Source organism: Haloarcula salinisoli, from assembly GCF_019599405.1.
Taxonomy (GTDB): Archaea; Halobacteriota; Halobacteria; order Halobacteriales; family Haloarculaceae; genus Haloarcula; species Haloarcula salinisoli.
The window spans coordinates 970,878-996,455 of the sequence record NZ_RKLQ01000002.1 but is presented as its reverse complement, the minus strand read 5'-3'; the positions used below and the strand labels follow the sequence as shown (position 1 = coordinate 996,455).

Below are 25,578 nucleotides of genomic sequence, written 5' to 3'. Positions count from 1 at the left end.
TTAGGCACTGTCCCGGCGACCCTCCACGTATGCAGGTCGCCGTCCTCGCCCACGATTCGTTTCCCGACCGCGCCAAGACAGCGGTGGGGCTGTTGCGCTACGGTGACCACGAGGTGCGGGCCGTGCTGGACCGCGAGCGAGCCGGTGGACGGGTCGCCGACCATCTGCCGGACGTCCAGGACGCCCCAATCGTCGGGTCGATGGACGAGGTTCCCGAGATAGACGCCCTCGTAATCGGCGTCGCGCCCATCGGCGGTAGCTTCGAGGAGTCATGGCGGCCCGACGTTCGAGCGGCCCTAGAGCGGGGCTGTAACGTCCTCTCGGGACTGCACTACTTTCTCACCGACGACGAGGAGTTCGCCGAACTGGCCGCCGAATACGGCGGGAAGCTCGTCGACGTGCGGAAACCACCCGAGAACCTCACGGTGGCCGACGCCAGTGCGGGCGAGGTCGAGGCGACCGTCGTCACCACCGTCGGCACCGACTGCTCGACGGGGAAGATGACCACGGCCTACGAACTCCGGGACGCGGCCCGCGAGCGGGGCCTCGACGCCGTCGTCGTGCCGACGGGACAGACCGGCGTCGTCATCGAGGGGTGGGGCATCGTCGTCGACCGCGTCGTCTCGGACTACGCCGCCGGCGCGGTCGAACGGCTCGTCGAGACACCGGTGGGGATGGACCTCGTCGTGGTGGAGGGCCAGGGCGCGCTCGGCCACCCAGCGTACTCCGGTGTGACGACGAGTATCCTCCACGGGTCGGCGCCGGACGCCCTGGTCATGTGCCACGAGGTCGGCCGCGAGCGGGTCCACGGCTACGAGTCGTTCGAACTGCCCTCGCCGGCCGAGTACGCCGACCTCTACGAGCGGGTGGCCGCCCCGGTATCGGATGCCTCGGTCGTCGCCGGCGCCCTGAACACCCGAGGACTCGGTGACGACGCGGCCGCCGACGCCGTCGCCGCCTACGGCGAGGCCATCGACGCGCCCGCGACCGACCCGGTCAGGGGCGAGATTCCAGAGGAGCTGTTGGAGGCGATAGTATGAACTGGACCGTCTCCCGCCACGACCTGCCACTGTCGACGCCGTTCGGTATCAGCCGTGGGACCAGCGAGGTTTGTGAGTGTGTCGTCGTCGAGCTGACCCACGAGGGCACAACGGGGTACGGCGCGGTTACCCCGTCGGCCTACTTCGGCGAGACGGCCGAGACGGTCGCCGAGACGCTCCCCGACCTGCTCGCCGCAGTCGACGATGTCGGCGACCCCCACGCCGGCCAGCGCATCGAGCGCCTGTGCCACGAGGTGGCGCCCGACCAGCCGGCGGCCCGCAGCGCCGTCGGTATCGCTGTCGCCGACTGGGCCGCCCGGGCGCTTGGCGTCCCGCTGTACCGCCAGTGGGGACTCGACCCGGCGCGCGTGCCGGCGACGAGCTACACCGTCGGCATCGCCCCGCCCGAGGAGATGGCTTCGAAAGCCCACAGGGCCGTCAACGCGGGCTTCGACATCGTGAAGCTGAAGCTCGGGACCGACGACGACCGAGCCCGCTTCGACGCGGTACGGAAGGCCGTCCCCGACGCCGAGCTTCGGGTCGACGCCAACGCGGCCTGGGACGCCGACGAGGCCGTCGAGAAGGCCGCCTGGCTGGAATCGGGCGGCGTGACGATGCTCGAACAGCCGGTGGCTGCCGACGACGTGGCCGGGCTCGCCCGGGTCACGGACGTGACGACGATGGCGGTGTGTGCCGACGAGGCCTGCCAGACTGCGACGGACGTCCCGCGGCTGGCAGACGCCTGTAACGTCGTCAACGTCAAGCTCGCCAAGTGCGGCGGCCCGCGGGCCGCCCGGCGGCTGGTTCACACTGCCGACGCCCACCGGCTCGCGACGATGCTTGGTTGTATGGTCGAGTCCAGCGCCTCGCTCGCTGCTGCGGTCCACCTCGCGCCGCTGGTCGACTACGCCGACCTCGACGGCGCACTCCTGCTCGATTCGGACCCCTTCGACGGCGTCCCCATCGAGGGCGACCGGTTCGACCTCCACGCAGTGGACGCGGGGACCGGCGCGCGCCGGCGCTGAGCGGGACAAAACGGGACGCTTTCGGGCCAGTGCTGTCAGCTGGCAGTGGCGTTGTTGGTACCACCCTTATTTATATGATTGCTTGGAAAATCATGGTCGATAATCGGTCACCCACAGTTATACGTCAGTTTCCGAAGGAGAGTGTATGTCCAAAGCGACAACAGAGGAGGCGGCCGACCTCTCACGAACCGTGCTGTGCGTGGACGACGAGCAGCGAATCGACGACGTGTCGACGGCTATCGACGGGGAAGGGACGCTCACAGCCGTCGAAGCGACCACCGTCGAGGGTGCGACCGAACTGCTCCAGGAGGCGTCGGTCGTCTGTGTGGTCACGAGCTACGACCTGCCCGACGGGACCGGGATGGACGTCATCGAGGCCGTCCGCGAACACGCGCCCCAGGTGCCGAGCGTCCTCTTTACGGACCGGCCACCGCAGGATATCGACACCGACTCCTTCGAGGAGACCATCGTCGAGTATCTGAACCGGGACCTTCCCGACGCCCACGACCGGCTCGGGTTCGTCACGAACGACGTCATCGAACACAGCGCACAGGTCGGGTTCCTCCGGCCTGACGACGAAGAGGAGCGACTGGCGACGCTGGCCGAGTACGACATCGACGAGCTTCCCATCGACGAGAGCTTCGAGCGGCTCACCGACCTCATCGCGAGCCACTTCGACGCCGGCGTCGCCTTCATCGGCCTCATCGAGAAAGACGAAGAGAACTTCCTCGCGTGCCACGGGGCCGACCTGGATAGCCTCACGCGTGAGGACACCATCTGCACCCACAGTATGCTCCAGGAGGACGTTATGGTCATCGAAGACATCGCCGACGACAACCGCTTCAACAAGAACGAACAGCTCGAGAACCTCGGTATCGTCTCCTACGCCGGTGCGAACATGACCGCCCCGAACGGGCAGGTCATCGGCCAGGTGTGTCTCATCGACTTCGAGAAGCGGAGCTACGACGCCGAGGAGCGGGCCGAACTCCAGGATTTCGCCGAGACGGCCATGGAGATTCTGGACCTCCGCCAGTCACTTCGCAGTGCCCGCGGCGAGGAGGTGGCCCGATGAGTCTCGCCACCGACGGGTTCGCGGTGGACTCGCTCTCACTGGGCCCCATCGACAGCGGGACGAGTATCCTGCTGACCGGCGAGGACGCCGACACGCTGCAAGCGGTGTTCAGTCAGCTCGTCGCGGCCGCCGACGACGAGCGCTCTATCGTCCTCTCGACCGGGAGCGGCGGCCGGGCCGTCCAGCGGGACCTCAACAGCGCCCGGACCGGCGCCGGCAACCGGGCCTCTGTGCTGACCTGTGAGGGCCCCGCCAGCGGCGACGACATCCAGTCCGTCGACGACATCAGCGACCTCACCAGACTCGGGATGGACTTCTCGACGCTGGTCGCGTCGGCCCAGCAGGGGTCGGGCCGGTTCCGCTCGGGCATCATGCTCTGTTCGACCATCGCCAGCGAAATCGAGGACACCCGGTCGCTGTACCGATTCCTCAACTCCAATTTCCTGACCGAACTGCGCCGGGGCGACGGTATCGGCGTCTGTGCGCTCGACACCAGCGCCGACATCGGCGCCGACATGTCGAGTACCATCAGCGGTCTGCAGACCTCCTTCGCGGCCCACATCGAGGTCGAGAAGACCGGCCCCGGACAGGCGACGCTCACCGTCGACGGGCTGGACGGCGAGGACACGGTCGACGTCGACCTGTAGCGACCGATAGAAAAGCTGTTTTCGGGTTTTCAGTATCAGTGACCGAAGGGACTAGTAACGAGAGCCAGTCGGGGCTTTCTGGCTGTTCGAATCCGAATCGACAAAAACGAAATCGGTCGTAACTAGGCGCTCTCGGCGGCCTCGAGCAGCTCCTCGTAGTCGGGCTCGTTGGTCGGGTCGTCGGCGACCCAGCTGTAGGTTATCTCGCCGTCGTCGTCGATGACGAACACCGAGCGGTTGGCCACGCCCATGAGGCCGAGGTCGCCGATGTCGATGCGGACGCCGTAGTCCTCGATGGCGTTACGGTCCATGTCGCTGACCAGCGCAAAGTCCAGGCCGTGTTCCTCGCGGAAAGCGTTCTGGGAGAACGCCGAGTCGGCGCTGACACCCAGAATCGTCGCGCCGGCGGCCTCGAAGTCGCCCAGGTGCTCCTGCAGCGCCACCATCTCGTTGGAACACGGCGGGGTGAACGCGCCCGGGAAGAACGCGAGTACGACCGGCCCGTCGCCCAGGTGGTCGGACAGTTCGAACGCCTCTACCTCTCCGTTCGCGAGCGTCGCGGAGATGTCGGGTGCGGAATCGCCTGTGGATACCATCGACTTTTCGTAGGTTCGGCACCCGGATAAATGGTCGTCAATCGACACGCGTTGCCAGGACGCTAGGCGTCGTCGCGCACCCACTCCGCGAAGGCGTGGTGCTCGCGGCAGTGCTCGAAGTACTCCCGTTGCATCTCGGTCATCGCGTCCTCGAGTGCGAGCCCGTCGTCGAGGTGGCTCCGAACCCGGTCTATCTTCCACGAACTCGGCGTCTCGCCGGCGTCGTAGCGGTCCTCGATGGGGTCGAGATACTCGTCGATACGGGCTTCTGGCAGGTCCTGTTCTTCCAGTCCCAGTCGGGCAAAGCGGAAGATTTCGTCGAAGATGACCTCGTGGTCGGTGGTGCGCTCGCCGTGGATGGTGACCCACGAGAGGTCGGCCTCGAGCCCGTCCGATGCGGCGGCGTAGAAACTCCGCTCGGCCTCCACCCACGGGAGCTCGGTGACGGGATGGTCGGCGACCACGAGGCCGCGAATGAGCCCGACGGTCAGGGCCTGCAGGCCGATCATGTCCTTGACGTGGGGCTGGGTGGGCAGCGGACGGTACTCGATGCGCAGCGAGCGCTCGTCGCTGGCGCCGTCGACAGGTGTGCCGCCGATGACACAGCGGAGCCAGCGCCAGTAGGTCCCCCGCTTGTGGTCGAACTCCCAGATATCGTCTTCGAGGGTATCCCGCTCGCTCTCGTCGAGCCACTCCCGCAGGAACGGGCCAAAGAGGTCGTCCGCGACGACGCGGTCGACCACGTCCTCGACGGTGTCGATGTCGCGGGGGACCCGCACCTTCGGATTCTCGCTCGTGTTGACCGACTGCTCGAACGCCGAGATCCGCAGTTCGTGGTCGGTGTTCGCACAGAGCCACTCCCCGTCCGTGTCCTCGGGGTAGAAATCCGCGGGCAGGAACGGCGAATTCACCGACAGCGCCAGCAGCGGCCCCAGGGTGCGGATGGCGGCGTTGTAGTACTCGGGGAAGGCATCGGTGTCGGGAATCTGGAGGTGGGGCTGGATAGAGGTCGCCAGCGACTCGAACAGGATGGTGGGGAACGACCCCTCGTAGCCCGGCACCGAGAAGTCGATGGCCCCGCCGGCGTGCTGGACGGCCTCGTTGTCGAGCGCGACGTAGCGGGGCGCCTGGCGCATATTGTCGGCCAGAATCACGCCGTCGCGCTCCTCGTGGGCCGAGAGATACGCCTCGCCGCCCTCCTCGGGCGGGATGGTCCACATCGCGTCCAGAATCAGCTCGCAGTTTTGTTTCTCGGCCTGCGCTCGGGCCTGCTTGGTGTGCATCTCGACGGCCGTGGTCTGGACCTCCATGCCCGCCCCGTCGAAGGTGTTTGGTTCGGTGTTGATCTCGGCGTTGTGCAGGCCCAGTTCCTTGTTGGCCTCCCCATCGAACACCACGTCGGGGAGTCTGGTGAGCCGTCCCTCCCACTCCTCGGGCTCCATGTACGGCTCGTCGTCCTCCTCCTCGGCGTCGGCCTCGACGGCCGGTTCGGGCTCGTCGGGCTCGACGTCCTCGGGGTCGTCGGGCGCGAGCGGACTGTCGGGGTCGACGTCGAGCGAGGGGCCCTCGCCGGGGCCGAAGTCCTCGCCCGAGTCGTCGTCCGCGCTCTCGGCTTCGGCCTCGCCGTCTCCCGTGTCGGGCGGCGGCGTCTCGTCTTCGGGCTCCAGTGACGCCCCGCTCCCGCCGGACTCGCCCTGGGGCTCCAGTGACGCCCCGCTTCCGCCGGATTCGCTCTGGGGCTCCAGCGAGCCGTCCCACGCCGACCCGCCGTCGCCGCCTGGGTCGTCGTCGAGAGCCGCATCCGCCCCGTCGTCCTCGGTGTCCTCGTCGTCCTCCTCGGGTTCGGGTGGCTCCGGGACGCTGTTGATGGCGTACAGCTCTACCTCCAGCCCGACCGAGAAGGCCTCGTTGTCGAACTCGCCGGCCGCGATGGCCCGGCGAAGCTCCGCGGCCTGTGCGTCGACCCGGTCGGTGAACTCCCCGTAGGTCTCATCGGCCAGCGAGCGGCGCACCAGGTCGACGATATCGTCCATGACCCAACTGTGGCGGCTCTTTCATTATAAGTGGTCCGTCCGGTAGTGGGAGTTTGCGATGGCAGTCCGAACGCCGAGAGCCAGAACGGCAGTGACTCGCGTTGCTCCACGGCTCACTCCGTTCGCCGTTCCGGTTCGAGGCGTCTCGCTGTGCTCGACGCCTCGCCACTGCTCTGCGGTTCCCTTCGGTCACCGCTTGGCCACGAGGTTTTCGCTCACTTCGTCGTCGGGCGGCAGTGCCGCCCGACTGCTCGAGGGACCTCCGGTCCCTCGGTGTTCGCTCAAACCTCGCGCTGCTCGACGCCTCGCCTTACTCCGCGGGTCACTTCGTTCCCCGCTTCGTTTCGAGGGTCCTCCCTGCGGTCGGACCCTCGTCCTACTCCACGGCTCCTTGCAGTCGCCGTTCCGTTTCGTGGTTTTCGCTCACTCAAACCACGCCCTACTCGAACAAATCCTCGTGCCGAGCCGCGAGATTCGCGTAGTCGCCCGAGGAGAACGCCTCGAACACTTCGTCGGGGTCGATAGTCGTCTCCGAGAGCGGTGTCACCTGCGCAGGGCTGCCACGGACGAAGGACTTGGCGGGCACCTCGTAGCCCGGCGGGACGACGGTTCCCATGGCGACGATAGAGCCCTCGCCGATGACGGCGTCGCTAACCGTAGAGTTGAACCCCACGAGTGCGCCGTCTCTCACGTCGGCGTCGTTGAGCACGGCGCCGTGGCCGACCATCACCTTCTCGCCGACGGTCGAGGCGTGGAGGATGGCCCCGTCGCCGATTGCGGTCTCCCGGCCGACCTCGACCGGGCCCACGTCGCCCCGGAGCACCGCGCCGGGCCAGACGTTCGCGTTCGGCCCAACGGACACGTCACCGACGACTGTCGCCTCGCGGCTGACGTGGGCGTATCCGTGGATATCGGGCTCGGCTCCCTCGAAAGCGTACTCGCGACTGTCCATACGGATATCGGGAGTGGGCCATCCGAAAAGATACCGGTCCCCTAGAACGTGAGCCGTTCGAGCAGCCGACGCCAGAGCGCCGGGCGGCGTGACTGGTGCGGGTAGGCCGTTATCGTCGTACAGCCGGGGTTGGGCACGGTCGGGCCGTCGTCCAGCACCGCGTTGCGAATACGGTCGTCGGCCCCCCGGCGCACCAGCAGGTCCGGTCGGGGTGGCGCGCCGCCGTCGGTCCGGAACGGTTCGGACTGCACCGGGACCGAAAGCATCGACGACAGTTCCGACTGGTAGTCGTCGACGGTCCGCTGTTGCTCGTCGGAGCCGTTTCCGGGATGCCACATCGAGATGCTACCGCCGTTGGCCTCTGCGATAGCCCCGGCGGCTGTCACGGCCAGGGGCGGGTACGGGCCGCCGTCTCCGGAGAGAGCGACCTGCTCCGGTTCGTTGTACCCCAGGTTGTCCACGAGCAACACGTCACAGTGTGCGTGTCTGACCACCCAGTCGATGGGGTCGCCGCCGAGCCGCGAGCGGAGCCGGAGCGGTTCGTGTTCGGCCACGATGGCGTCGACGCCACGGCCTTCGGCGAAGTTGACGATGGCGTGTTTCGTGTCGTGGCTGACGATTTCGTCGGCCTCGACCTCGACGCCCAGTTCGTCCGAAAGGGCCTCGGTCCGCGTCTCGAAGGAGATGTCCGCCTCCGACTGGGTCGTCATGTCGTCTGTCAACGGCATCTGGTCGGGGACCTCTTCGAACCGAACGGCAACGACGCGGCCGTCGTCAGACCGGACGAGGTCAGCGGCGAGACTGACCAGTGCACGTTCGCGGGCGCCGCCGTCGCGTTTCGTCAGCGCGACGAGTACCTCGTTTGCGTTCCGCTGGATTTCGGACTCGACGTCGGTGAGCGCCTCGCGGCCGACCTGTCGCCGGATGGCGTCGGTCGCCGCCCCCTCGCGGTCGACGCGCTGGCGGACGTACGCGAAGTACCAGAGGACGCTGGCGACGACGATGACGACCGCCCCGAGCAGCGCAATGGGCCCCATCTGGGTCAACAGCAGGAGGCCGGTAATCGCGCCGAAGCCCTGCATCCAGGGGTACAGCGGCGAGGTGAACACCGGTTCGTACTCCGCCGACCCCTCGCGGAAGGCGATGACGGCGACGTTGATGAGTGCAAACACCATAATCTGGAACGCGCTGGCGAGTTTCGCGATCTCCAGTATCGGGACGAACGCGATGAGTAGCAACAACACCGCGCCGGTGAGGGTAATGGCGTTCAGCGGCGTCCCGAACCGCTCGCTGACTTCAGACAGCGACGGCGGCGCGAGCTGGTCCCGGCTCATCGCGAGCGGGTACCGCGACGAAGAGAGGATACCCGCGTTGGCCGTCGATATCAGTGCCAGGATAGCCGCGAGAATGACCGCGATGACACCGGCCTGCCCCATCGTCGCCTCGGCGGCGACCGCGACCGGGGTGAGCGAGCCGGCGACGCTGCCGGGGTCCGTCACACCGACCAGCACGGCTACGATACCGACGTACAGCAGCGTCGTGAACAGGAGCGAGCCCAGAATGCCCAGCGGAATGTTCTTGCCGGGGTCTTCGACCTCCTCGGCGACGCTCGCGACCTTGGTGACGCCAGCGTAGGAGACGAACACCAGCCCGGTCGCCGCCAGCAGCCCGCCGATGCCGTCGGCGAAGAAGTTCGCGTAGTTGGCCGACTGCACGCTGGGGGCGCTACCGGCGGCGAACCAGCCAAGCGCCGCCAACATTACGACGACGATGGCGACCTGGAGTCGCCCCGTCTGTTTGGCGCCGACGATGTTGATGAGGATGAGCACGCCGGCCAGCGCCAGTGCGACCGGTTTCAGCGGCAGGTCGAAGAGAAGGAGAAGGTACGGGACGCCGCCGACCAGTGCGAGCGCGCCCTTGAACGACAGCGAGAACCACGTCCCCACGCCGGCGACGGTGCCAAGCAGCGGTCCCATCCCGCGTTCGATGTAGATGTAGGTCCCGCCGGCCTCGGGCATCGCGGTCGCCATCTCCGACTTCGAGAGGGCGGCCGGAACCACGAGCAGGCCGGCCAGCGCGTACGCCACGATGACGGCGGGGCCGGCGATTTTCAGCGCCAGCGCCGGGAGGATGAAGATGCCGCTGCCGATCATCGCGCCGATACTGATAGCCAGCACAGAGGGGAGTCCGAGGTCGCGTTCGAGGTCTTTCGTCATGAGTGGGGGTCCGGATGTGTCATTATGGACAGGCGTTGTCAGGGCGGTCGAGTGGCCCTCGACGGCCCGGGTGCTGGCACACTCTTAATTCCGGAAGTGGATAAAGTGCCGGGTTTGAATTCCGTATCAGAAATCAAGATGGCTATATAGCCGCACTCGGAAGATTATACTCATTTATCATCTCCAACCGTCTCCGGCCCGAACTGGTGGAACGGCCGTGTGTACTCGTTGCGGATGAGGTCCTCGTCGACAACCTCGAGGCCGATATCGTTCAGGTCGCGGCCGATACGGCTGAGGTCGTTGCCGTCGACGCCGACGACCTCGACGTGGACGTTGTCGGCACCGGTCATCACCTCCCGGATGGCGACGACGCCGTCGACGTCGAGAGCCCGGCGGGCTATCTCCTCGCGCTCGTGAATCGGTGCCGTACAGACGATGAGCGTGTGGAGCTGATAGCCCGCGGCCTCGTAGTCCACGTCGACGTCGTAGCCCCGGATGACCTCGGCGTCCTCCAGTTTGCCGATGCGATTGCGGACGGTCCGGGCCGAGACGTCCAGCGACTCGGCTATCTCGCTTGCTGACGTGTGTCGGGCGTCGCCCTGCAATGCGTGGATTATCTGTCGGTCGAGGTCGTCTATCGGGTACTCCGAGTCGGCCATGCCGACTCGTTTGCGAGGCGGTGGCACAAAAGTTCCTGATTCGGCCCGGAGTCGGTCGTCCCCGTCCACACCCACGACCCGCGTTATCGACCGAGTTCGGCGTGTGCCGAGGAGAGATGTCGGGACGAGAGCGCCGCGAGCAAGGAGAGCTCGCCCGCCAGAACTCCGGCAGCGATGACTTCAGAAGCGCTCACCGGTAACACAGATCCGAAATCCACCACCGTTCGATTGACCAGCAGCCTTTTTGAGCCAGCCCTGCAAGAAACGCGTATGAGCCTGACGACGGACGACTTCCGAGAGTTCATCGACTCTGACCCGGAAGACGACGACTCCGTGCCACTGGGGGATGCGCTCTCCGCCGTCGCTCTCGACGTCGAGGTCGATTCCGTCGATGCAGTGCGTGACGTGCGCGAGCGGCTATGAAACTCTTTCTGGATACGAACGTCATCGTCGCTGCGGTCACGCGGGACAGGAGCGGTCAGCGGAAGCAGTTGCACTTCTTAACGACGTCGAAGAACCCTACGTATCAGTACTGAACCTGATGGAACTCAGAAGCGTCCTCAGCAAGAAAAAACGGTTCGAGCGCGACCGTATCGACCAGATCGAGTCCCGGATTACGAGCCGAGCGACAGTGACGGTCCCCGACGCATCGGATATGGTCGCAGCGAACCGGCTACAATCAGAGAAACTGCTGTATCCGATGGACGCACTCGTTCTGACAGCCGCAAAAGCGGTCGATGCGACCCTCGTCTCCTTCGACAGTGAACTGGTCGACCACGGTGCCGTACGGCCGGCTGACGTTCAGCTACCCGACTGAGAGTGACGCTGACCGGCCAGTACCGACACGGGAAACAGTGAATTACCGACCGAGTTCGGCGTGTGCCGAGGAGAGATGTCGGGACGAGAGCGCCGCGAGCAAGGAGAGCTCGCCTGCGAGCACCCCGGCGGCGATGACCTCCGCCAGCGCGTCGGCGTTGCTCCCGGCGGGGTCGCCGCCCCCGGCGTACCCCAGCACGTCGAGGGCTTCGGACTGCGTGGGTAAGGAGGTCCCGCCGCCGACGGTGCCCACCTCCAGCGACGCCAGCGTCACAGAGGCGTACAGTCCCTCCTCGCGTGCGTCCACAGTGGTAATCGTGTTGCTCCCCTCGACAACCTGGGCGGCGTCCTGGCCCAGCGCGAGGAAGGCGGCGGCGACGACGTTGGCGGCGTGGGCGTTGAATCCCAGCGCGCCGGCCTTCGCCGAGCCCACGAGGTTCTTTCTGGTATTCGCTTCGGCGATGGCCGCCGTCGTCGTGTCCAGCCGTTCCTCGACCTGCTCGTGGGGGATGAGCACGTCGGCCGAGACCGTGCGGCCGCGGCCCTCGACGGCGTTGATGGCCGCGGGTTTCTTGTCCGAACAGAGGTTGCCCGACAGCGCAACGAGGTCTGCGGGCGTCTCGGCCTCGATGACGTCACAGGCCGCCTCGGTGGCGATGGTGGCCATATTCATCCCCATCGCGTCCTTGGTGTCGTAACTGAATCGGAGGAAGACGCTGTCGCCGACGACGTAGGGGGTCACCTCCTGGAGCTCCCCGTGGCTCGTCGTCGACTCGGCCGCGTCGGCCAGTTCGTCGACGTGTTCGCGGACCCAGGCCGACACCTCGCCGGCCTCGGCCACGTCCTCGACCCTGAACACGGGCGCACGCGTCATCCCGGACTTGAGCACTCTCGCCGTCGCGCCGCCGGCGTGGCGGATCGTGGAGACGCCGCGGTTGACGCTCGCGAGCAGGGCGCCCTCGGTCGTCGCCAGCGGGAGGTAGTGCTCGCCCTCGGCTGCGCCGCCATCGATGGGCAGGGGCCCGACGACACCCATCGGTATCTGGGCCGCGCCGACCATGTTCTCGATGTTGCTGTCGGCGTCGGCGGCGTCGAAGGCGTACTCGCCGACCGTGTCGAGGTCGGCGCCCGTCTCCTCGCGAAGGAGCTGTCGGCGGGCGGCGGCGGCCGTCTCGGCGTCGGCGTGGTCCTCGAGCTCGTAGAGGCGCAACTCGCCGTCCTGTACTTTCCGGGCGAGGGTCTCGGCGTCGGTCATACAGGTCGGTTGCGGGCCGGCCCCCTAACAGTTGCTCTTGTCGGCGGTCCCCGCGGCCGGCCAGGCGACAGGCCACCGGAACGGCGAGGGAGTCCGGGTCGCGTCGCGCACACCCGCAGTCTGGTATAGCCGCCGAGTTAGGGAGGGAAAAACACCGAAAGCGGATGTGTGACAGGCGGTGTAAGCTCCATCTATCGCGGGACTGCGACGGGACTGTCGGCCGCCAAGTGTATGACCATCGTTATCATATACCGAATTCTAACAAAGTTCGTTACCGACCTACTATTCTCCCCATCGGCCCGTATTGAAGGCAAAATTTTTTCAATAGAGGCGTCCGAACGACTAGTCACCTATAGGAGGGTCAACTTTGCCCGAAATGGAAACGGCTGAGTTCGAGACCGACCTCAGCCTCTTCAAATACGACAACCTCGAACAGCTCCCACCGGCCTATCGGGAGCTCGAGGAGGACGAACGGACCGAGCGCATCGAGGCAGCGCTCGACGAGCTAGGTGACGACGTCGTCATCCTGGGTCACAACTACCAGCGCCGGGAGATAGTCGAGCACGCCGACTTCATCGGCGATTCCTACCAGCTGTCCAAGGAGGCCGCCGACTCCGACGCCGACTACGTTATCTTCGGCGGGGTGACGTTCATGGCCGAGTCCGCCGACATCATCACCGACGACGCCCAGAGCGTCATCCTCCCCTCGATGGAGGCGTCCTGTCCCATGGCCGGGATGGCCGAGGCCCTGCAGGTCGACGCCGCGTGGGCCGAACTCACCGCCGAGACCGACGAGAACATCGTCCCCATCACGTACATGAACAGCTACGCCGACCTGAAGGCCTTCTGTGCCGAGCAGGGCGGGCTGGTCTGTACGTCCTCGAACGCTCACAAGGCCTTCGAGTACGCCTTCGAACAGGGCGATAAAGTCCTGTTCCTGCCCGACAAGCATCTGGGCGAAAACACCGCCTACCGCCTGGGGATGGAAGACGAAATCGTCGACTGGGACCCGTGGGACCCCGAGGGGACCACCGCCGCCGAGGCCGTCGAGAACGACATCATCCTCTGGGAAGGGTACTGCCAGGTCCACGAGCGCTTCCGCGAGCACCACATCGACGCCATCCGCGACGAGCACCCGGACGCGAACGTCATCGTCCATCCGGAGTGTCGCCGCGAGGTCGTCGAAGCCGCCGACGTGAGCGGCTCCACGGCGACCATCTGCGAGAAGGTGGCCGAGGCCGACCCCGGCGACACGTGGGCCATCGGCACCGAGATTCACCTCACTCACCACCTCCAGCGGTGGCACCCCGAGGTCAACGTCGTCCCGCTCTGTGGCGACGCCTGTATGGACTGTAACGCGATGCGCCAGATAGACCCGAACTACCTCACCTGGGTCCTCGAAGAGCTCGTGGAGGGGCGTGAACGAAACGTCATCGAGGTCGCGCCCGAGGAGAAGGATCTGGCCCAGGTCGCACTCGACCGGATGCTGGAAATCTGACCCATGACGGACCAGAACTACGAGACGTCCGACGTACTCGTCGTCGGCTCTGGCATCGCCGGGCTGGCCGCGGCACTGGGGGCAGTTCGCGAGGGCAGCGACGTGACCGTCGCGACCAAAGCGACCCGGCCGGAAGGCGCGTCCTCCTGGTGGGCACAGGGCGGCATCGCCGTCTCCCGTGACCACCCCGAGCAGTTCAAGCAGGACATCATCGCCGCCAGCGACGACACCGCCGACCCCGACGCCGTCGACGTGCTGGTCGAGAACGCCAACGACGCCGTCGAGGACGTGCTGCTCGACACCCTGGAAGTGAAGTTTGACGAGAACGGCGGCGACCTGGATTTCACCCGCGAGGCCGCCCACAGCGAAGACCGTATCCTCCACGTGGACGCCGCGACGGGCAAGCACATCCACGTCCCGTTCCTGAACTATCTGGACGCCCACGACGGCGTCGAGATTCTGGACGACACCGCCGCACTGGAACTGATTCGCCACGAGGGTCGCGTCCACGGCGCGATGCTCGAATCGGACGGCGAGGTGACCCCACACTACGCCGGGAGCGTCGTGCTCGCGACCGGCGGCATCGGCGAGCTCTACCCGCGGACGACCAACCCCGACATGGCCACCGGCGACGGCATCGCGATGGCCGCTCTCGCGGGCGCCGACGTCGAGGACATGGAGTACGTCCAGTTCCATCCAACGGTGGCGATTCCAGGCGAAGACGGCGATGACGACGACGTCTTCCTCGTCAGCGAGGCCGTCCGCGGCGAGGGCGCGCTCCTCAGAAACGGCGACGGCGAGCGGTTCATGAAAGAGTACCACGCCGACGCAGAACTCGCGCCCCGCGACGTGGTCGCCCGCGCCGTCAAAGCCGAGCGGGAGGGGACGGGCGAGGTCCTGCTGGACGTCTCGCCGCTTTCCTTCGCCGCCGAGTTCCCCGGGCTGGCCCGGCGCTGTACGGACCACGGTATCGACTACGAGGACGGTATCCCGGTCGCCCCCGCCGAGCACTTCCTCTGTGGCGGGGTCGCGGTCGACGACCGCGGCCGGACCACGCTCGACCGGCTCTACGCCGTCGGGGAGTGCTCGCGTACTGGTGTCCACGGCGCGAACCGCCTGGCCTCGACCTCCCTGCTGGAAGGGCTGGTCTGGGGACTGCGCGCCGGCGAGGACGCCGCGGGCAAGGGCGTCGAGCCCATCGAGGCCCCGGACCTCCTGGAGCGGGACCCGGACCTCCCCGCCCGCTTCGCCGGCGACAAGATGCACCGCCTGCGCCGCGTGATGGACGAGCAACTGGGCGTCGAGCGCGACCCCGACGAACTCGGCAAAGCCATGGCAACGGTCCGCCGGCTCAAGGGCGAGGTCGACGCCTACGTCCGCACCCGCACGAGCCGGTCACTGTACGAGCTACGCCACGCGAGCGTCACGGCGCTGCTCGTGGCCCGCCACGCCAGCGAGAACACCGAGAGCGTCGGCACCCACAACCTCGTCGAGAAAGCGCCGGCGGAACCGTCCGCTGACTGATGATTACCGACGCCGACGTCGAACGGTGGCTCCGCGAGGACGTGGGCCACCACGACGTGACGAACCAGGTTCCCGGCGACACCGAGGGCCGCCTCGTCGCGAAAGAGGCCGGGACAGTCGCGGGACTGGACGCCGCGCGAGCGGTCTTCGACTATCTGCACTGCGAGCCGACAGTCGAAGTCGGAGCCGGCGACCGCATCGACCCCGGCGACGTGGTCCTCACCGTCGAGGGACCGGCCCGTGAGATACTGCGGGGCGAGCGCGTCGCGGTCAACGTCGTCGGCCACGCCTCGGGTATCGCGACGAAGACGGCCGAGGCAGTAGCTGGGGCACGCAGTGTCTCGGACGGCACCGCTATCGCCGGCACACGCAAGACCACGCCCGGTCTGCGCGGAGTCGAGAAGCGCGCCGTCGCGGCCGGCGGCGGCGACACCCACCGGCTCGACCTCTCACATATGGTGATGGTCAAGGACAACCACGTCGCCGAGATGGGCCTTGCGGGTGCTATCGACCACTTCCGCGAGCGGGCCTCCTTCGCCACGAAACTCGACGTCGAGGTCGAGACCGTCGAGGACGCCCCGCGAGCCGCGGAGTTCGGGGCCGACATCGTCCTGCTTGACAACATGACGCCCGAAGAGACCGAGCGGGCTGTCGAACTGGTGGCCGAGACCGACGGTGAGACGCTCACCGAGGCCAGCGGCGGCATCACCGTCGAGACCGTCCCCGACTACGCCGCCACGGGCGTGGACATCATCTCCATGGGGTCGCTGACCCACTCCGCGCCGACGCTGGACCTCTCGTTTCGGACTGGCTAAACAGGGAGCTTTTCACGACGCCCACGGATCCAGAGACCATGTCAGCGGACGTGCGACGATGCGACCACCACGGTTTCTTCGAGGGCGATAGCTGCCCACACTGCGAGGCAGACGATGAGCACGTCGTCGATGGCGGCCACCGCCGACAGCTCTCGAAGTTCATGTCGGGTGCGCTCAGACACTTCCCGGACGACGCCGGGCTGGTACTCGACGACGCCGGCTGGACACCGTTTCCCGACCTCGTCGCCGCCGTCGAGTCGAAGTACGGCTGGGCCGACCGACAGACGGTCGACGCCGTCGTGGCGACGGACCCCAAAGGCCGGTTCGAGCGCGACCCCGGAACCGACGGCGACCCCGACCGACTCCGGGCGGCCTACGGCCACTCGGTCGACGTGACCATCGAGTCCGAGGGCGGCCCAGTCCCGGACAGGCTCTATCACGGCACCGCGCCACGGAACGTGGATGGGATTACCGAGGAAGGACTGCGACCGATGAACCGCCAGCAGGTCCACCTCTCGGCGAGCGTCGAGACGGCACGAGCGGTGGGCAATCGCCACGCCAGCGACCCCGTCGTCTTCGAGGTCGACGCGGCGGCGATGGAAGCGGACGGCCACGACATCGACAAGCGCGGTGACGCCACCTACACGACCGGCCGCGTGCCGCCGGCGTATCTCTCGAGGTTGAACAGTAAAGGGTAGCCCGGCTATTTTGCGACGGTCTCAGGTAGATTTATTCCCCCGGGGGCCCCGTACTCGGTGTATTTGCTGGGGAGCGACCGATGACCGATACACCGACCGCAGGACCCCTGGAGCCGTATCTACACGACGACGAGCGGCTGCGTCACCTGCTGACGAACTCTCGGGTCGGTGTCGAGCGCGGTGACGACGGTGCCCGCGCAGTCCGTCCCGGAGATAGCAGCGGCGCCTATCTGGGCCTGACCGACCAACGCATCGTCGTTCTGGTCGTCGACCCGGTCGACCGCAACGCCGACTTCGTGACGTCACACCGGTATACGAACGTCGCTGACGTAACAGTGGAAAGCGAGACCCTGACGACGCGTGTCGAGTTCGAGACGGTCTACGGGGAGACGTACTCGTTTACGACCCGCGAATCAGATGTCGAAGCGGTGGCGACGTTCCTCTCGGTGTCCTGTGAGGGGTCGGGTGGGCCGTCAACCGACCACGACGAGCTCGAGGAACACTGCGAGGCGCTGTCCGCGTACCTCGCGAACGGCGAGTGGGAGGCCTTCGACAACAGAGTGCCAGCGGCGATGGAGGCCGTCGAGTCGCGCCGGGGCGACAGTGCGGGCCCACAGCTCGCAGACGCCGGTGCAGTGGCGACGGACCTCCACTGTCTCGTCCGCGACAGATACGTTCTGGCGGGCCGCGAGAAGGTCGTGTCGGCACGCCGCCGACTCGAAGCCGGGGAGCTGGAACAGAGCTACCGGGACGCGCGGACGGCGTACGAACGCTTCGAGCGCGCCCGTGAGCAGGCAACCCAGGAAGCCCTCGCGACGGCGAACGCTATCGTTGGGCTGACGAAGGCCGACGACATCGCCGATACGAGTCTCGGGCGGCTCTTCGCGACCGGTCGTCATCGGTTCGCCAGGGCGACGGACGGGAGTAGCGAGGCGCGTATCGACGACCTCGAGGCGGCGCTGGACATCTACGAGACGGTCGGAACGCTTGTCACCGGCAGCGATGTGGCGTCGGAACAGGCCAGAGAGCGGGCGCGTGAAGAGGCTGGAAACGCCATCGAGGCGCTCGTCGAGGCACGGCTGGCGTCCGCCCGCGAAGCCCGGCAGGCGGCCGACTGGGAGCAGACAGTCGACAACGAGGCGGTGGCCCGGAAAATGGCCGAGTCAGCGCGGGCCGACCTCGACCGTGCGCTGGAGCTGGCCACTGCGTACCCGCCGGGCGACGCCGACGCGATACGTGAGCGGTGCTCGCAACTGGTGTCGGAGTTCGGGCTAGAGGAGCGTTGAGCGGCAGGCCAAGCTGGTGTTCGGGCTGGGTGGGGAGGAACCAATGGGGCAGAAGTAGTCCGTGGCGCGACCCTACTCGACCAGCGGCTCGCCGGTCATCGCGTCGGGCTGGTCGACGTCGATGAGCGAGAGCATGGTCGGCGCGAGGTCGGCGAGGGTGCCGCCGTCCCGTGCCTCCAACCCGTCGGCGGTCCCGTCCGGCGCGACGTAGATGAACGGCACCGGGTTGGTCGTGTGGGCGGTGTGTGGGTCCTCTTCGGTGCCCATGTCGTCGGCGTTGCCGTGGTCGGCACAGATGAGGACGTGGCCGCCGGCGTCGTGGATGGTCTCGACAAGCCGGCCGAGTTGCTCGTCGACCGCTTCGACGGCGGTCTGTGCCGCGTCGAAGTCACCGGTGTGGCCGACCATGTCCGGGTTGGCGTAGTTCAGGACGAGGGCGTCAGGGTCCTCGGATTCTATCACGTCGATAGCGGTGTCGGTGACGCCGGGCGCGCTCATCTCCGGCTGGAGGTCGTAGGTCGGCACGTCCGGGGACTCGACGATCTCCCGGCGCTCGCCCTCGAACTCGACCTCGCGGCCGCCGTTGAGGAAGTAGGTGACGTGTGGGTACTTCTCGGATTCGGCCAGCCGGAGCTGCGTGAGTCCGGCCTCGGAGAGCACCTCGCCGTAGGTGTCTGCGGGCTGGTTCGGCGGGAAAGCGACGGGCAGGTCGAACGTGCTGTCGTACTGGGTCATCGTCACCAGCCGGATGGTCGGCGGCTCGGTGTCTCCCCCCCAGGCGTCGGGGCGGATATCCGCGAGCAGCCGGGAGAGCTGGCGGGCGCGGTCCGAACGGAAGTTGAAGAAGACGGCCGCGTCGCCCTCAGCCATCCCCGCGTAGTCGCCCACGACGGTCGGCTCGATGAACTCGTCGGTGGTGTCACGGGCGTAGGATTCGGTGGCGGCGGTGACGGCGGCGCTGACATCGTGGTCACCGTCGGCGTCGACGACGGCGTCGTACGCTCGCCTGGTCCGCTCCCAGTTCTGGTCGCGGTCCATGGCGTAGTAGCGGCCCGTCACCGTCGCGACGTGGCCGGTGCCGTGTTTCTCGGCGTGGGACGCGAGCTGTGAGAGGTACCCTTCGCCGCCCTTCGGCGAGGTGTCGCGGCCGTCGGTGAAGGCGTGGGTCACAGTTTCAGTGCCACGCTCGTCGGCGAGTTCGATGAGCGCGTGGAGGTGGTCCTGATACGAGTGGACGCCACCGTCCGAGACAAGTCCCATGAAGTGGACCTTGCCGTCGTTTTCCTCGGCGTACTCGAAGGCAGAGAGGAGATGTTCGTTCTCGAAGAAGGCCGGGTCCTGGTCGTCGGGGTCAGGTTCCTTCTCGCCGCGCGAGCGAGCGACGCTGTCGGTGACGCGGGCCGAGTCCTGCTTGACGACGCGCCCGGCGCCGATGTTGAGATGGCCCACTTCGCTGTTGCCCATCTGGCCCTCGGGCAACCCGACCCGGCGGCCGTGTGTCTGCAGCGTCGAGTCCGCACCGGCCTCGCGAAACCGGTCGAAGTCCGGTGTCTCGGCCGCTGCGACGGCGTCCCGTACATCTGTATCCGGATTCAGTCCCCAGCCGTCGAGGATTACGAGCCCGACTTGCATACGCGAATGGTCACACGAACGGGGTAATAGCCCTTCGGTCCGGGGAGTCTGGGGCGGTGCGAGGAGTGGCCGGGGTCGTCCCGAGTAGCGGGCGGCTTCACCAGCCGTCTGAATCGCCCTCGGAGACCCTTCAAGCCCGAGTTGAAGGCCCGAAAAGTGCCGTCCCAGCCCACAGGCGGCAACCAGTGGCTCGACTGGTAGTTCCGGGTACGAGGGATGTTCAAGCTATCCTTGCCTGCCGCCCCAAAGTTCGAGTTCGATAGTATTTATTTTACTATAGAAGGTTATTAAATATATGGCTCTGATACAGTATTTTACTCCGGGCCAGCTGGGCTGGCGGTGGAGACACACCTATGACTGAACAGACACCTGACGAACGAGGCGTGGATAGCACTGAAGATACCGAATCGGGCAGTCTACGGCAGTCTCGACGGTCACTGCTCGCGTCGATGGGGGTCGGCGTCGCTGGGCTAGCACTGGGCGGGGTCACGGGTTCGGCCGAGGCGACCGAGGAGCCTGCTGCGGAGTACGCCGACAGCAGTTCACCGGCGACGACGGCCACGTCGGACGGGAGCTGGTCGGACGGCGCCACCTGGGACAACGGCGTCCCGACGGCTGGCCAGGCCGTCCGTATCGACCCCGACGTGACGATTACCGTCGACAGCGTCACCGAGAAGATCAAGACACTGGACGTGGCTGGTACCCTGGAGTTCGCCACGGACACCGACAGCAACCTTCGCGTCGAAACGATCGTCACCCGGCCCGACAGCACCATGCATATCGGGACCGAATCGGACCCGATTTCACCGGACAGCGAGGCTCGTATCACCATCGTCCACCACGAGGACATCAGCGAGAAGGACAACGATCCCGAGCGCATCAGCAAGGGGCTCATCACGATGGGCGAACTCGAGATTCACGGTGCCGAGAAGACGAGCTGGACCGAGCTCGCGAGTGCGCCGAAGTCGGGCGATACGAAACTGGAGCTACCGGAGGCACCGACCAACTGGAACGAGGGCGACGAGATCGTCGTCCCTGGACTCGACCCTAAAGAGAACGAGGACGAGGAGCGGACCATCGCGAGCGTGTCCGGAGCGGCCGTGGAACTCGACGAACCGCTCGAACACGACCACGTGCCGCCGGAGAACAAGCTCGACGTCGAGCTGACCGCCTACGCCCTGAACCTCACCCGCAACGTCGTCATGGAGTCCGAGGTCCAGGAACGGGACCCAGACAAGGAGGCGCGAATCAACCGGCAGGGCCACATGATGGTGATGCAGCCCGCCCAGTCGCTGCACAACTTCCGGACGATCCATCTGGGCCGCACCAACAAGGACTTCAAATTCGACAAGCAACCAATCGATGAAGAGTCGCTCAACGGCGACGAACCGAACCCCAAGTCCCGGTACTCCGTGCACTTCCACAGGACCGGGCTGGGTGCCGAGCCACACGAGGTCAGCGGCGTCGTCGCCCAGAACAGCCCGGGCTGGGGCATCGTCAATCACCACTCGCACGCGAACGTGCGCGACTCGATCACGTACCAGGTGTATGGCTCCGGCTTCGTGACCGAGTCCGGCCCGGAACGCGGTTCGTTCAAGCGATGTTTCGCGCTGCGTTCGCGCGGGAGCGATTTCAAAGGTTACTTACAAACCCGCCTGGGGCACGAGGACTTCGGCCACGAGGGTCACGGGTTCTGGTTCCAGGGCCCGGGCGTCGCCATGGAGGACTGCGTCGCGGCCGGCCACGATAAATACGCATACGCCATGTATGGCGAAATGCTGGACCCCGGACACAGCTCGGGCGGGGGGAACTATCCGAACGAGCTGGCGATCGAAGACGGCCTACTCCCGGAGGACGCCGACCCCGACGGAACGAGCAAGAGCAAGTACCTCCCGTTCAAGTCGTTCACCCGAAACACGGCCTTCGCCTCCGGTGGCGGCCTCGACTACGTGGAATTCGACGGGAAAAGCGAGGTGAAGAAATCGGTCGTCGACACGTTCACCGTCTACAACATCTATGCGTACGGCAAGTACGGACGCTACGGCGGCAATCGCATGGGCGAGGGCGGCAAGTGTGCAATCACACAGCGCTATGCCGACTATCTCCACGTGAAGAACCCACAGCTCTGTAACAACGACGTCGGCGGCGGCCACGGGTTCCGACCGAACTTCTACCCACGCTTCAGTGAAATCGAGGGCGGTATTATCGAAGGGTTCGACGTTGGCGTCCAGTCGCTCTTTATGTGGAATCACTCCATCGAGGACATCACCTTCTACGACAATGGTGACGACATCCATGTCACCCGGATCGGTGACGAGTGGAAGGACGTCCACATGAAGAACATCGACTTCGGTGCGGAGTCAGGGAGGGGCCTGGATCTCAATTTCTCGTGGGGCTCGACCCATCCCTACAAGATGTTCGGCCAGGACCTCACCATCGACCTCGACGGCGAGCGGGTCTACCTCGACCAGCAGGACCCGGATTTCGTCCCGTTCGAGAATCCCGGAGATGTCGACCGGCTGAAATCCAAGGGTGACGTACCGGGAATTTTCGGCCTGAGCAGCTTGGACGAGGTGAAATCGGAAATTCCGGGCAAGACGAACGCAGAGCTACAGGCAGAATACGGTACCAGCATCTTCAACGAGCTGACGCCGCCAGAAGCTGAGTCACACCCCAATGTCAGTGGCGGCGTGGTCGGTGGGTCGAACGAATCGCCCAGCGGCGACGTTACGGTCGATCCGGCGGCAATGACCGGTGAATCCGTCACCGCCGAGGTCACCGGACTCAGTGACGCCGACGGCTCCATCGACCGTGTCTTTTGGACGTACGGGGACGGCCAGCGTTCGAATGGTGAGTCGATGACCACCAGTTTCGAGGAGGCCGGTGAACACGAGATCACGGCTCACATCATCGACGACGACGGTGCCAGCGAACTCGTCTCCGAGACCGTCGGTGTCGTCGACGAGTTGGAGCCGTCGACGAACCCGGGACCAGTCTCGCCCGGTGTCAAGTACGACGTCTCGGACAATATCGACCCCGGTTCCGGGGGATCCGGTGTCCATGATCAAATTAACCTCGGAGTGGTCGGCAGTCCCAACGAAAAGGATATTACGTACGAGGGCTACCTGCAGGTTCCCGAGAGTGGGGCCTACAGGTTTACTTTCATCGTGAACGAGAAGGGGACAGTATACATCGACGGAACGGAAGTTACAGGCGCACAGGAGGAGTACGACACCACCAACACCTCAACCGGACATATCGGACTGGAAGCAGGCCTGCACGAGATCCGTGTCGAGTACAGCGAGTTCGGCGCCAGTCACGCCCTCGAAGTGCGTATGGACGGCGGGGGGATGTCCGGCGAAATCCCCGCTGACGCGCTCTACCACGAAGACGAGGACGGCGAGGTCATAACTGATATGCCGCGGGCCACGTTCTCCACCACGGACGAGGGCGGGCGGACGGTGTCGTTCGACGCGAGCGGGTCGAATTCCCCGGAGGGCTCGATCAGCAGCTACGAGTGGGACTTCGGCGACGGCTCGACTGCCAGCGGCGAGACCGTCGAGCACACCTACGACACCGGTGGGTTCTACGATGTGGCGTTGACAGTGACCGACGACGCCGATCAGACCGGCGACATCACCAAAGAGGTCGAGGTCGGCGAGATCCACGAGATAGTTATCGATGGGCTCGACGACCAGGAATCCGATTACGAGCTCTCCGTCAGTGGCACACTCAAAAAAGGCGAGGACGCTAGCGTAGTGGATACCATCGATGAGAGCACTGTGTCGGCAGAGATCGGCGGCGCTCAGGACAACTATCATTACGGGGGTGAAGTTACCAGCTGGTCGCTGGACAAAGACATCCCGGTCAAAATCACGATCGACGGCGAGGAAGTCGACCCGTCGACGCTCGGTGAATCGGACGAACCCGAATCGATCTCCGAGGCCTTCGACGAGGACGACGACGGGGAGATGGACGACGACGAGATACTCGACGCAGTCGAGTACTGGCAGGACGAGGAGCCGGTCCCCGGCATCGGCGGCGAGATAATCGATGACCAGAAGATACTGGATCTCGTCGAGAGCTGGCAGGGCGGGGGAGACAAGTGAACCGCACCCTGCTCGGTGTCGCCGTCGTCGCTCTCCTCGCGGTGCTTGCGGCACCGGCGATAGCCGACCCGGCGACGACGTCGGTAGACGGACCCTCACAGGCCCAGCCCGGTGAGAACGTCACGTACACGTTCACGCTGACCAACACCGGCGAAAACGATAGCGCCTACACGCTGAACGCGACCCTGCCCGACGGCTGGGAGATAGTCGACCGGACCGACAACGGTGGGTACTGGCAGGACTCGGACACCGAGTGGCTCTTCCTGTCGACCGAGCCTGGGGAAACCCGAGAACCCACACTCACGGTCTCAGTGCCGGAGAACGCGGCGAACGGGACTGTCGAAATAACGTCCACTGCCTCGGATAAAAAGGGCGTACGGGACAGCGCAACCGAGACGGTGACCGTCGAGACCGACGGTGGCGATAGCGGTGACAGCGGGAGCGACGACGGCAGCGATGGTGACGACGGTAGTGACGGTGGCGATGGTGACGACGGTAGTGACGGTGGCGATGGTGACGACGGTAGTGACGGTGGCGATGGTGACGACGGTAGTGACGGTGGCGACGGCAGCGATGGTGACGACGGTAGTGACGGTGGCGACGGCAGCGATGGTGACGACGGTGGCGATGGTGACGACGGTAGTGACGGTGGCGATGGTGACGACGGTAGTGACGGTGGCGATGGTGACGACGGTAGTGACGGTGGCGACGGCAGCGATGGTGACGACGGTGGCGATGGTAGCGACGGTGGCGATGGTAGCGACGGTGGCGACGACTACAGCGGCGGTGGCGATAGTGGCGACAGCAGTAGCGACGACACCGGCGACGACGACACCAGCGACAGCGGCGAGACTGATACCCCCTCCGGCGAGGACGGCAATACGAGCAGTGCGCCGGAAAACAGTAGCACCGACGCCGAGTCGAACACTACTGACGCCGAGTCGAACACGACAGCGGAGGAGTCGGACGAAACGACCGCGAGTGAACCGACCGAGACGGCTGGCGGACCGGCGTCCGAACCCGACGAGCCCGCAACAGACGACGCGGACACCGAGACCGACGACGGATCGGGAGCGTCGGACACCGAGAACGATTCGAACACCGCCGTCGGGGTCGGTCTCAGCGCACTGTTACTACTCGCCGTCGGCGTCGGGATGATAACCGTCCGACGGAACGTGACCGAAGAGCCGATTATCGAGGGGTCGATTGCCGAGATCGTCAGCGGTGGTTCACAGACTGAGTCCGGAACGACCGGGAGTCCCGACACCGGCGACGGCTACGGCGAGGCAGACATCGAAGTACACAGCTTCCACGCGGCCCCCGACAAGTGCACTCTCACCTATTCGACGGAGAAGATAGGCAACAAAGAGCTCGGTGACGAAGTCAGGGAGGTCGCACGCGGCTACGCCTCGGCCGACAACGACGATGTCCGAACGCAGCGCCTGGAGGCGACAATCGTCGACGGGGACCTGACGGTGGCGACGTGGGAGATTCGTAGCGAGTGGATGGAGCAGTTCAAAGACGGGGAGCTGTCCGCTGAGGCGTTCGAACGGCGGGCCGTGGCGACACTCAGCTTCAGTAGCTGAGCCCCACGGCGTCGCGTGTTTCTCTGGCCGTGGTCGTCGGACAGACCCGTAAATTGCCAAAGCGAGCTCGGTAGCCTGCGAGACTGTCGGCAAGAATCAAGTGGGTATGTGAGGTGTGC

The 25,578-nt window shown here is 65.9% G+C and carries 20 protein-coding genes and 1 pseudogene; 13 read left to right on the top strand and 8 right to left on the bottom strand.

What is annotated here, in order from left to right; all coding sequences use genetic code 11:
• Positions 1-29 precede the first annotated feature (29 nt).
• The 4 genes from EGD98_RS14285 (at position 30) to EGD98_RS14270 (ending at position 3,784) form a co-directional block, all read left to right on the top strand.
• Positions 30-1,040 (top strand): N-acetyltransferase DgcN family protein, encoded by a 1,011-nt coding sequence (locus tag EGD98_RS14285; RefSeq protein WP_220589034.1) that lies wholly within the window; start codon positions 30-32, stop codon positions 1,038-1,040.
• Positions 1,037-2,065 (top strand): dipeptide epimerase, encoded by a 1,029-nt coding sequence (locus EGD98_RS14280; protein WP_220589033.1) that lies wholly within the window; start codon positions 1,037-1,039, stop codon positions 2,063-2,065. The genes EGD98_RS14285 and EGD98_RS14280 overlap by 4 nt, the downstream gene beginning before the upstream one ends.
• A gap of 145 nt (positions 2,066-2,210) precedes the next feature.
• Positions 2,211-3,137, top strand: a complete 927-nt coding sequence (locus tag EGD98_RS14275) for a GAF domain-containing protein (RefSeq protein ID WP_220589032.1) — start codon at positions 2,211-2,213, stop codon at positions 3,135-3,137.
• Positions 3,134-3,784 (top strand): DUF7504 family protein, encoded by a 651-nt coding sequence (locus tag EGD98_RS14270; protein WP_220589031.1) that lies wholly within the window; start codon positions 3,134-3,136, stop codon positions 3,782-3,784. The genes EGD98_RS14275 and EGD98_RS14270 overlap by 4 nt, the downstream gene beginning before the upstream one ends.
• A 122-nt stretch (positions 3,785-3,906) precedes the next feature.
• Here the strand turns inward: EGD98_RS14270 and EGD98_RS14265 are convergent, their stop codons facing one another.
• From EGD98_RS14265 to EGD98_RS21305, 6 genes are all read right to left on the bottom strand, one after another.
• Positions 3,907-4,380 (bottom strand): redoxin domain-containing protein, encoded by a 474-nt coding sequence (locus EGD98_RS14265; protein ID WP_220589030.1) that lies wholly within the window; start codon positions 4,378-4,380, stop codon positions 3,907-3,909.
• Positions 4,381-4,442: 62 nt separating this feature from the next.
• Positions 4,443-6,413 (bottom strand): glutamate-cysteine ligase family protein, encoded by a 1,971-nt coding sequence (locus tag EGD98_RS14260; RefSeq protein ID WP_220589029.1) that lies wholly within the window; start codon positions 6,411-6,413, stop codon positions 4,443-4,445.
• A gap of 439 nt (positions 6,414-6,852) precedes the next feature.
• Positions 6,853-7,365, bottom strand: coding sequence for a gamma carbonic anhydrase family protein (locus tag EGD98_RS14255; protein ID WP_220589028.1), 513 nt, complete (start codon positions 7,363-7,365; stop codon positions 6,853-6,855).
• Between the two features lie 41 nt (positions 7,366-7,406).
• Complete coding sequence (locus tag EGD98_RS14250) at positions 7,407-9,581, bottom strand: universal stress protein (RefSeq protein ID WP_220589027.1); 2,175 nt, start codon at positions 9,579-9,581, stop codon at positions 7,407-7,409.
• Between the two features lie 170 nt (positions 9,582-9,751).
• Positions 9,752-10,240 carry an Lrp/AsnC family transcriptional regulator gene (locus EGD98_RS14245; RefSeq protein ID WP_220589026.1) on the bottom strand — a complete coding sequence of 163 codons (489 nt, stop codon included), beginning with the start codon at positions 10,238-10,240 and terminating at the stop codon, positions 9,752-9,754.
• An 83-nt stretch (positions 10,241-10,323) separates the two neighbouring features.
• Positions 10,324-10,545 carry a hypothetical protein gene (locus tag EGD98_RS21305; protein ID WP_236039484.1) on the bottom strand — a complete coding sequence of 74 codons (222 nt, stop codon included), beginning with the start codon at positions 10,543-10,545 and terminating at the stop codon, positions 10,324-10,326.
• On the opposite strand from EGD98_RS21305, the gene EGD98_RS14235 reads away from it, so the two are divergent.
• Together EGD98_RS14235 and EGD98_RS14230 are read left to right on the top strand one after the other, a co-directional pair.
• Positions 10,511-10,663 carry a hypothetical protein gene (locus EGD98_RS14235; protein WP_220589025.1) on the top strand — a complete coding sequence of 51 codons (153 nt, stop codon included), beginning with the start codon at positions 10,511-10,513 and terminating at the stop codon, positions 10,661-10,663. The genes EGD98_RS21305 and EGD98_RS14235 overlap by 35 nt on opposite strands.
• Positions 10,660-11,057, top strand: a pseudogene (locus EGD98_RS14230) (type II toxin-antitoxin system VapC family toxin). The gene EGD98_RS14235 and the pseudogene EGD98_RS14230 overlap by 4 nt, the downstream one beginning before the upstream one ends.
• A gap of 42 nt (positions 11,058-11,099) precedes the next feature.
• On the opposite strand, the gene hmgA reads toward EGD98_RS14230, so the two are convergent.
• Positions 11,100-12,311: a hydroxymethylglutaryl-CoA reductase (NADPH) gene (gene hmgA, locus EGD98_RS14225; protein ID WP_220589024.1), complete on the bottom strand. Its 1,212-nt coding sequence runs from the start codon at positions 12,309-12,311 to the stop codon at positions 11,100-11,102.
• A gap of 376 nt (positions 12,312-12,687) precedes the next feature.
• Between hmgA and nadA the strand changes: the two genes are divergently transcribed.
• The 5 genes from nadA (at position 12,688) to EGD98_RS14200 (ending at position 18,132) form a co-directional block, all read left to right on the top strand.
• Positions 12,688-13,809, top strand: a complete 1,122-nt coding sequence (gene nadA / locus EGD98_RS14220; protein ID WP_220589023.1) for a quinolinate synthase NadA — start codon at positions 12,688-12,690, stop codon at positions 13,807-13,809.
• Between the two features lie 3 nt (positions 13,810-13,812).
• Positions 13,813-15,333 carry an L-aspartate oxidase gene (locus tag EGD98_RS14215; protein ID WP_220589022.1) on the top strand — a complete coding sequence of 507 codons (1,521 nt, stop codon included), beginning with the start codon at positions 13,813-13,815 and terminating at the stop codon, positions 15,331-15,333.
• Complete coding sequence (nadC, locus tag EGD98_RS14210; protein WP_220589021.1) at positions 15,333-16,148, top strand: carboxylating nicotinate-nucleotide diphosphorylase; 816 nt, start codon at positions 15,333-15,335, stop codon at positions 16,146-16,148. Before EGD98_RS14215 ends, nadC begins: the two co-directional genes overlap by 1 nt.
• 38 nt (positions 16,149-16,186) lie before the next feature.
• On the top strand, positions 16,187-16,846 hold the full coding sequence (locus EGD98_RS14205; protein WP_220589020.1) for an RNA 2'-phosphotransferase: 660 nt from the start codon (positions 16,187-16,189) through the stop codon (positions 16,844-16,846).
• An 80-nt stretch (positions 16,847-16,926) separates the two neighbouring features.
• A complete protein-coding gene (locus EGD98_RS14200; RefSeq protein WP_220589019.1) occupies positions 16,927-18,132 on the top strand; it encodes a PH domain-containing protein in 1,206 nt (401 codons plus the stop codon).
• Positions 18,133-18,204: 72 nt separating this feature from the next.
• On the opposite strand, the gene gpmI is transcribed toward EGD98_RS14200, so the two are convergent.
• On the bottom strand, positions 18,205-19,764 hold the full coding sequence (gene gpmI / locus EGD98_RS14195) for a 2,3-bisphosphoglycerate-independent phosphoglycerate mutase (RefSeq protein ID WP_220589018.1): 1,560 nt from the start codon (positions 19,762-19,764) through the stop codon (positions 18,205-18,207).
• Positions 19,765-20,117: 353 nt separating this feature from the next.
• Here gpmI and EGD98_RS14190 point away from each other — a divergent pair, with 353 nt between their 5' ends.
• Both EGD98_RS14190 and EGD98_RS14185 read left to right on the top strand, forming a co-directional pair.
• Positions 20,118-23,873, top strand: a complete 3,756-nt coding sequence (locus EGD98_RS14190; protein WP_220589017.1) for a PKD domain-containing protein — start codon at positions 20,118-20,120, stop codon at positions 23,871-23,873.
• Entirely contained in the window at positions 23,870-25,459 is a 1,590-nt protein-coding gene (locus EGD98_RS14185) for a DUF8159 domain-containing protein (protein WP_220589016.1), read from the top strand. The genes EGD98_RS14190 and EGD98_RS14185 overlap by 4 nt, the downstream gene beginning before the upstream one ends.
• The last annotated feature ends 119 nt before the right edge of the window (positions 25,460-25,578 follow it).

What these genes read in the sequence shown, in the direction of transcription:
- EGD98_RS14250 (WP_220589027.1), bottom strand. Translation starts at nt 9,581, where the DNA reads ATGACGAAAGACCTCGAACGCGACCTCGGACTCCCCTCTGTGCTGGCT.
- EGD98_RS14265 (WP_220589030.1), bottom strand. Translation starts at nt 4,380, where the DNA reads ATGGTATCCACAGGCGATTCCGCACCCGACATCTCCGCGACGCTCGCG.
- EGD98_RS14200 (WP_220589019.1), top strand. Translation starts at nt 16,927, where the DNA reads ATGACCGATACACCGACCGCAGGACCCCTGGAGCCGTATCTACACGAC.
- EGD98_RS14245 (WP_220589026.1), bottom strand. Translation starts at nt 10,240, where the DNA reads ATGGCCGACTCGGAGTACCCGATAGACGACCTCGACCGACAGATAATC.
- hmgA (WP_220589024.1), bottom strand. Translation starts at nt 12,311, where the DNA reads ATGACCGACGCCGAGACCCTCGCCCGGAAAGTACAGGACGGCGAGTTG.
- nadC (WP_220589021.1), top strand. Translation starts at nt 15,333, where the DNA reads ATGATTACCGACGCCGACGTCGAACGGTGGCTCCGCGAGGACGTGGGC.
- EGD98_RS14275 (WP_220589032.1), top strand. Translation starts at nt 2,211, where the DNA reads ATGTCCAAAGCGACAACAGAGGAGGCGGCCGACCTCTCACGAACCGTG.
- gpmI (WP_220589018.1), bottom strand. Translation starts at nt 19,764, where the DNA reads ATGCAAGTCGGGCTCGTAATCCTCGACGGCTGGGGACTGAATCCGGAT.
- nadA (WP_220589023.1), top strand. Translation starts at nt 12,688, where the DNA reads ATGGAAACGGCTGAGTTCGAGACCGACCTCAGCCTCTTCAAATACGAC.
- EGD98_RS14255 (WP_220589028.1), bottom strand. Translation starts at nt 7,365, where the DNA reads ATGGACAGTCGCGAGTACGCTTTCGAGGGAGCCGAGCCCGATATCCAC.
- EGD98_RS14235 (WP_220589025.1), top strand. Translation starts at nt 10,511, where the DNA reads ATGAGCCTGACGACGGACGACTTCCGAGAGTTCATCGACTCTGACCCG.
- EGD98_RS14285 (WP_220589034.1), top strand. Translation starts at nt 30, where the DNA reads ATGCAGGTCGCCGTCCTCGCCCACGATTCGTTTCCCGACCGCGCCAAG.
- EGD98_RS14270 (WP_220589031.1), top strand. Translation starts at nt 3,134, where the DNA reads ATGAGTCTCGCCACCGACGGGTTCGCGGTGGACTCGCTCTCACTGGGC.
- EGD98_RS14190 (WP_220589017.1), top strand. Translation starts at nt 20,118, where the DNA reads ATGACTGAACAGACACCTGACGAACGAGGCGTGGATAGCACTGAAGAT.
- EGD98_RS14280 (WP_220589033.1), top strand. Translation starts at nt 1,037, where the DNA reads ATGAACTGGACCGTCTCCCGCCACGACCTGCCACTGTCGACGCCGTTC.
- EGD98_RS21305 (WP_236039484.1), bottom strand. Translation starts at nt 10,545, where the DNA reads ATGAACTCTCGGAAGTCGTCCGTCGTCAGGCTCATACGCGTTTCTTGC.
- EGD98_RS14215 (WP_220589022.1), top strand. Translation starts at nt 13,813, where the DNA reads ATGACGGACCAGAACTACGAGACGTCCGACGTACTCGTCGTCGGCTCT.
- EGD98_RS14205 (WP_220589020.1), top strand. Translation starts at nt 16,187, where the DNA reads ATGTCAGCGGACGTGCGACGATGCGACCACCACGGTTTCTTCGAGGGC.
- EGD98_RS14260 (WP_220589029.1), bottom strand. Translation starts at nt 6,413, where the DNA reads ATGGACGATATCGTCGACCTGGTGCGCCGCTCGCTGGCCGATGAGACC.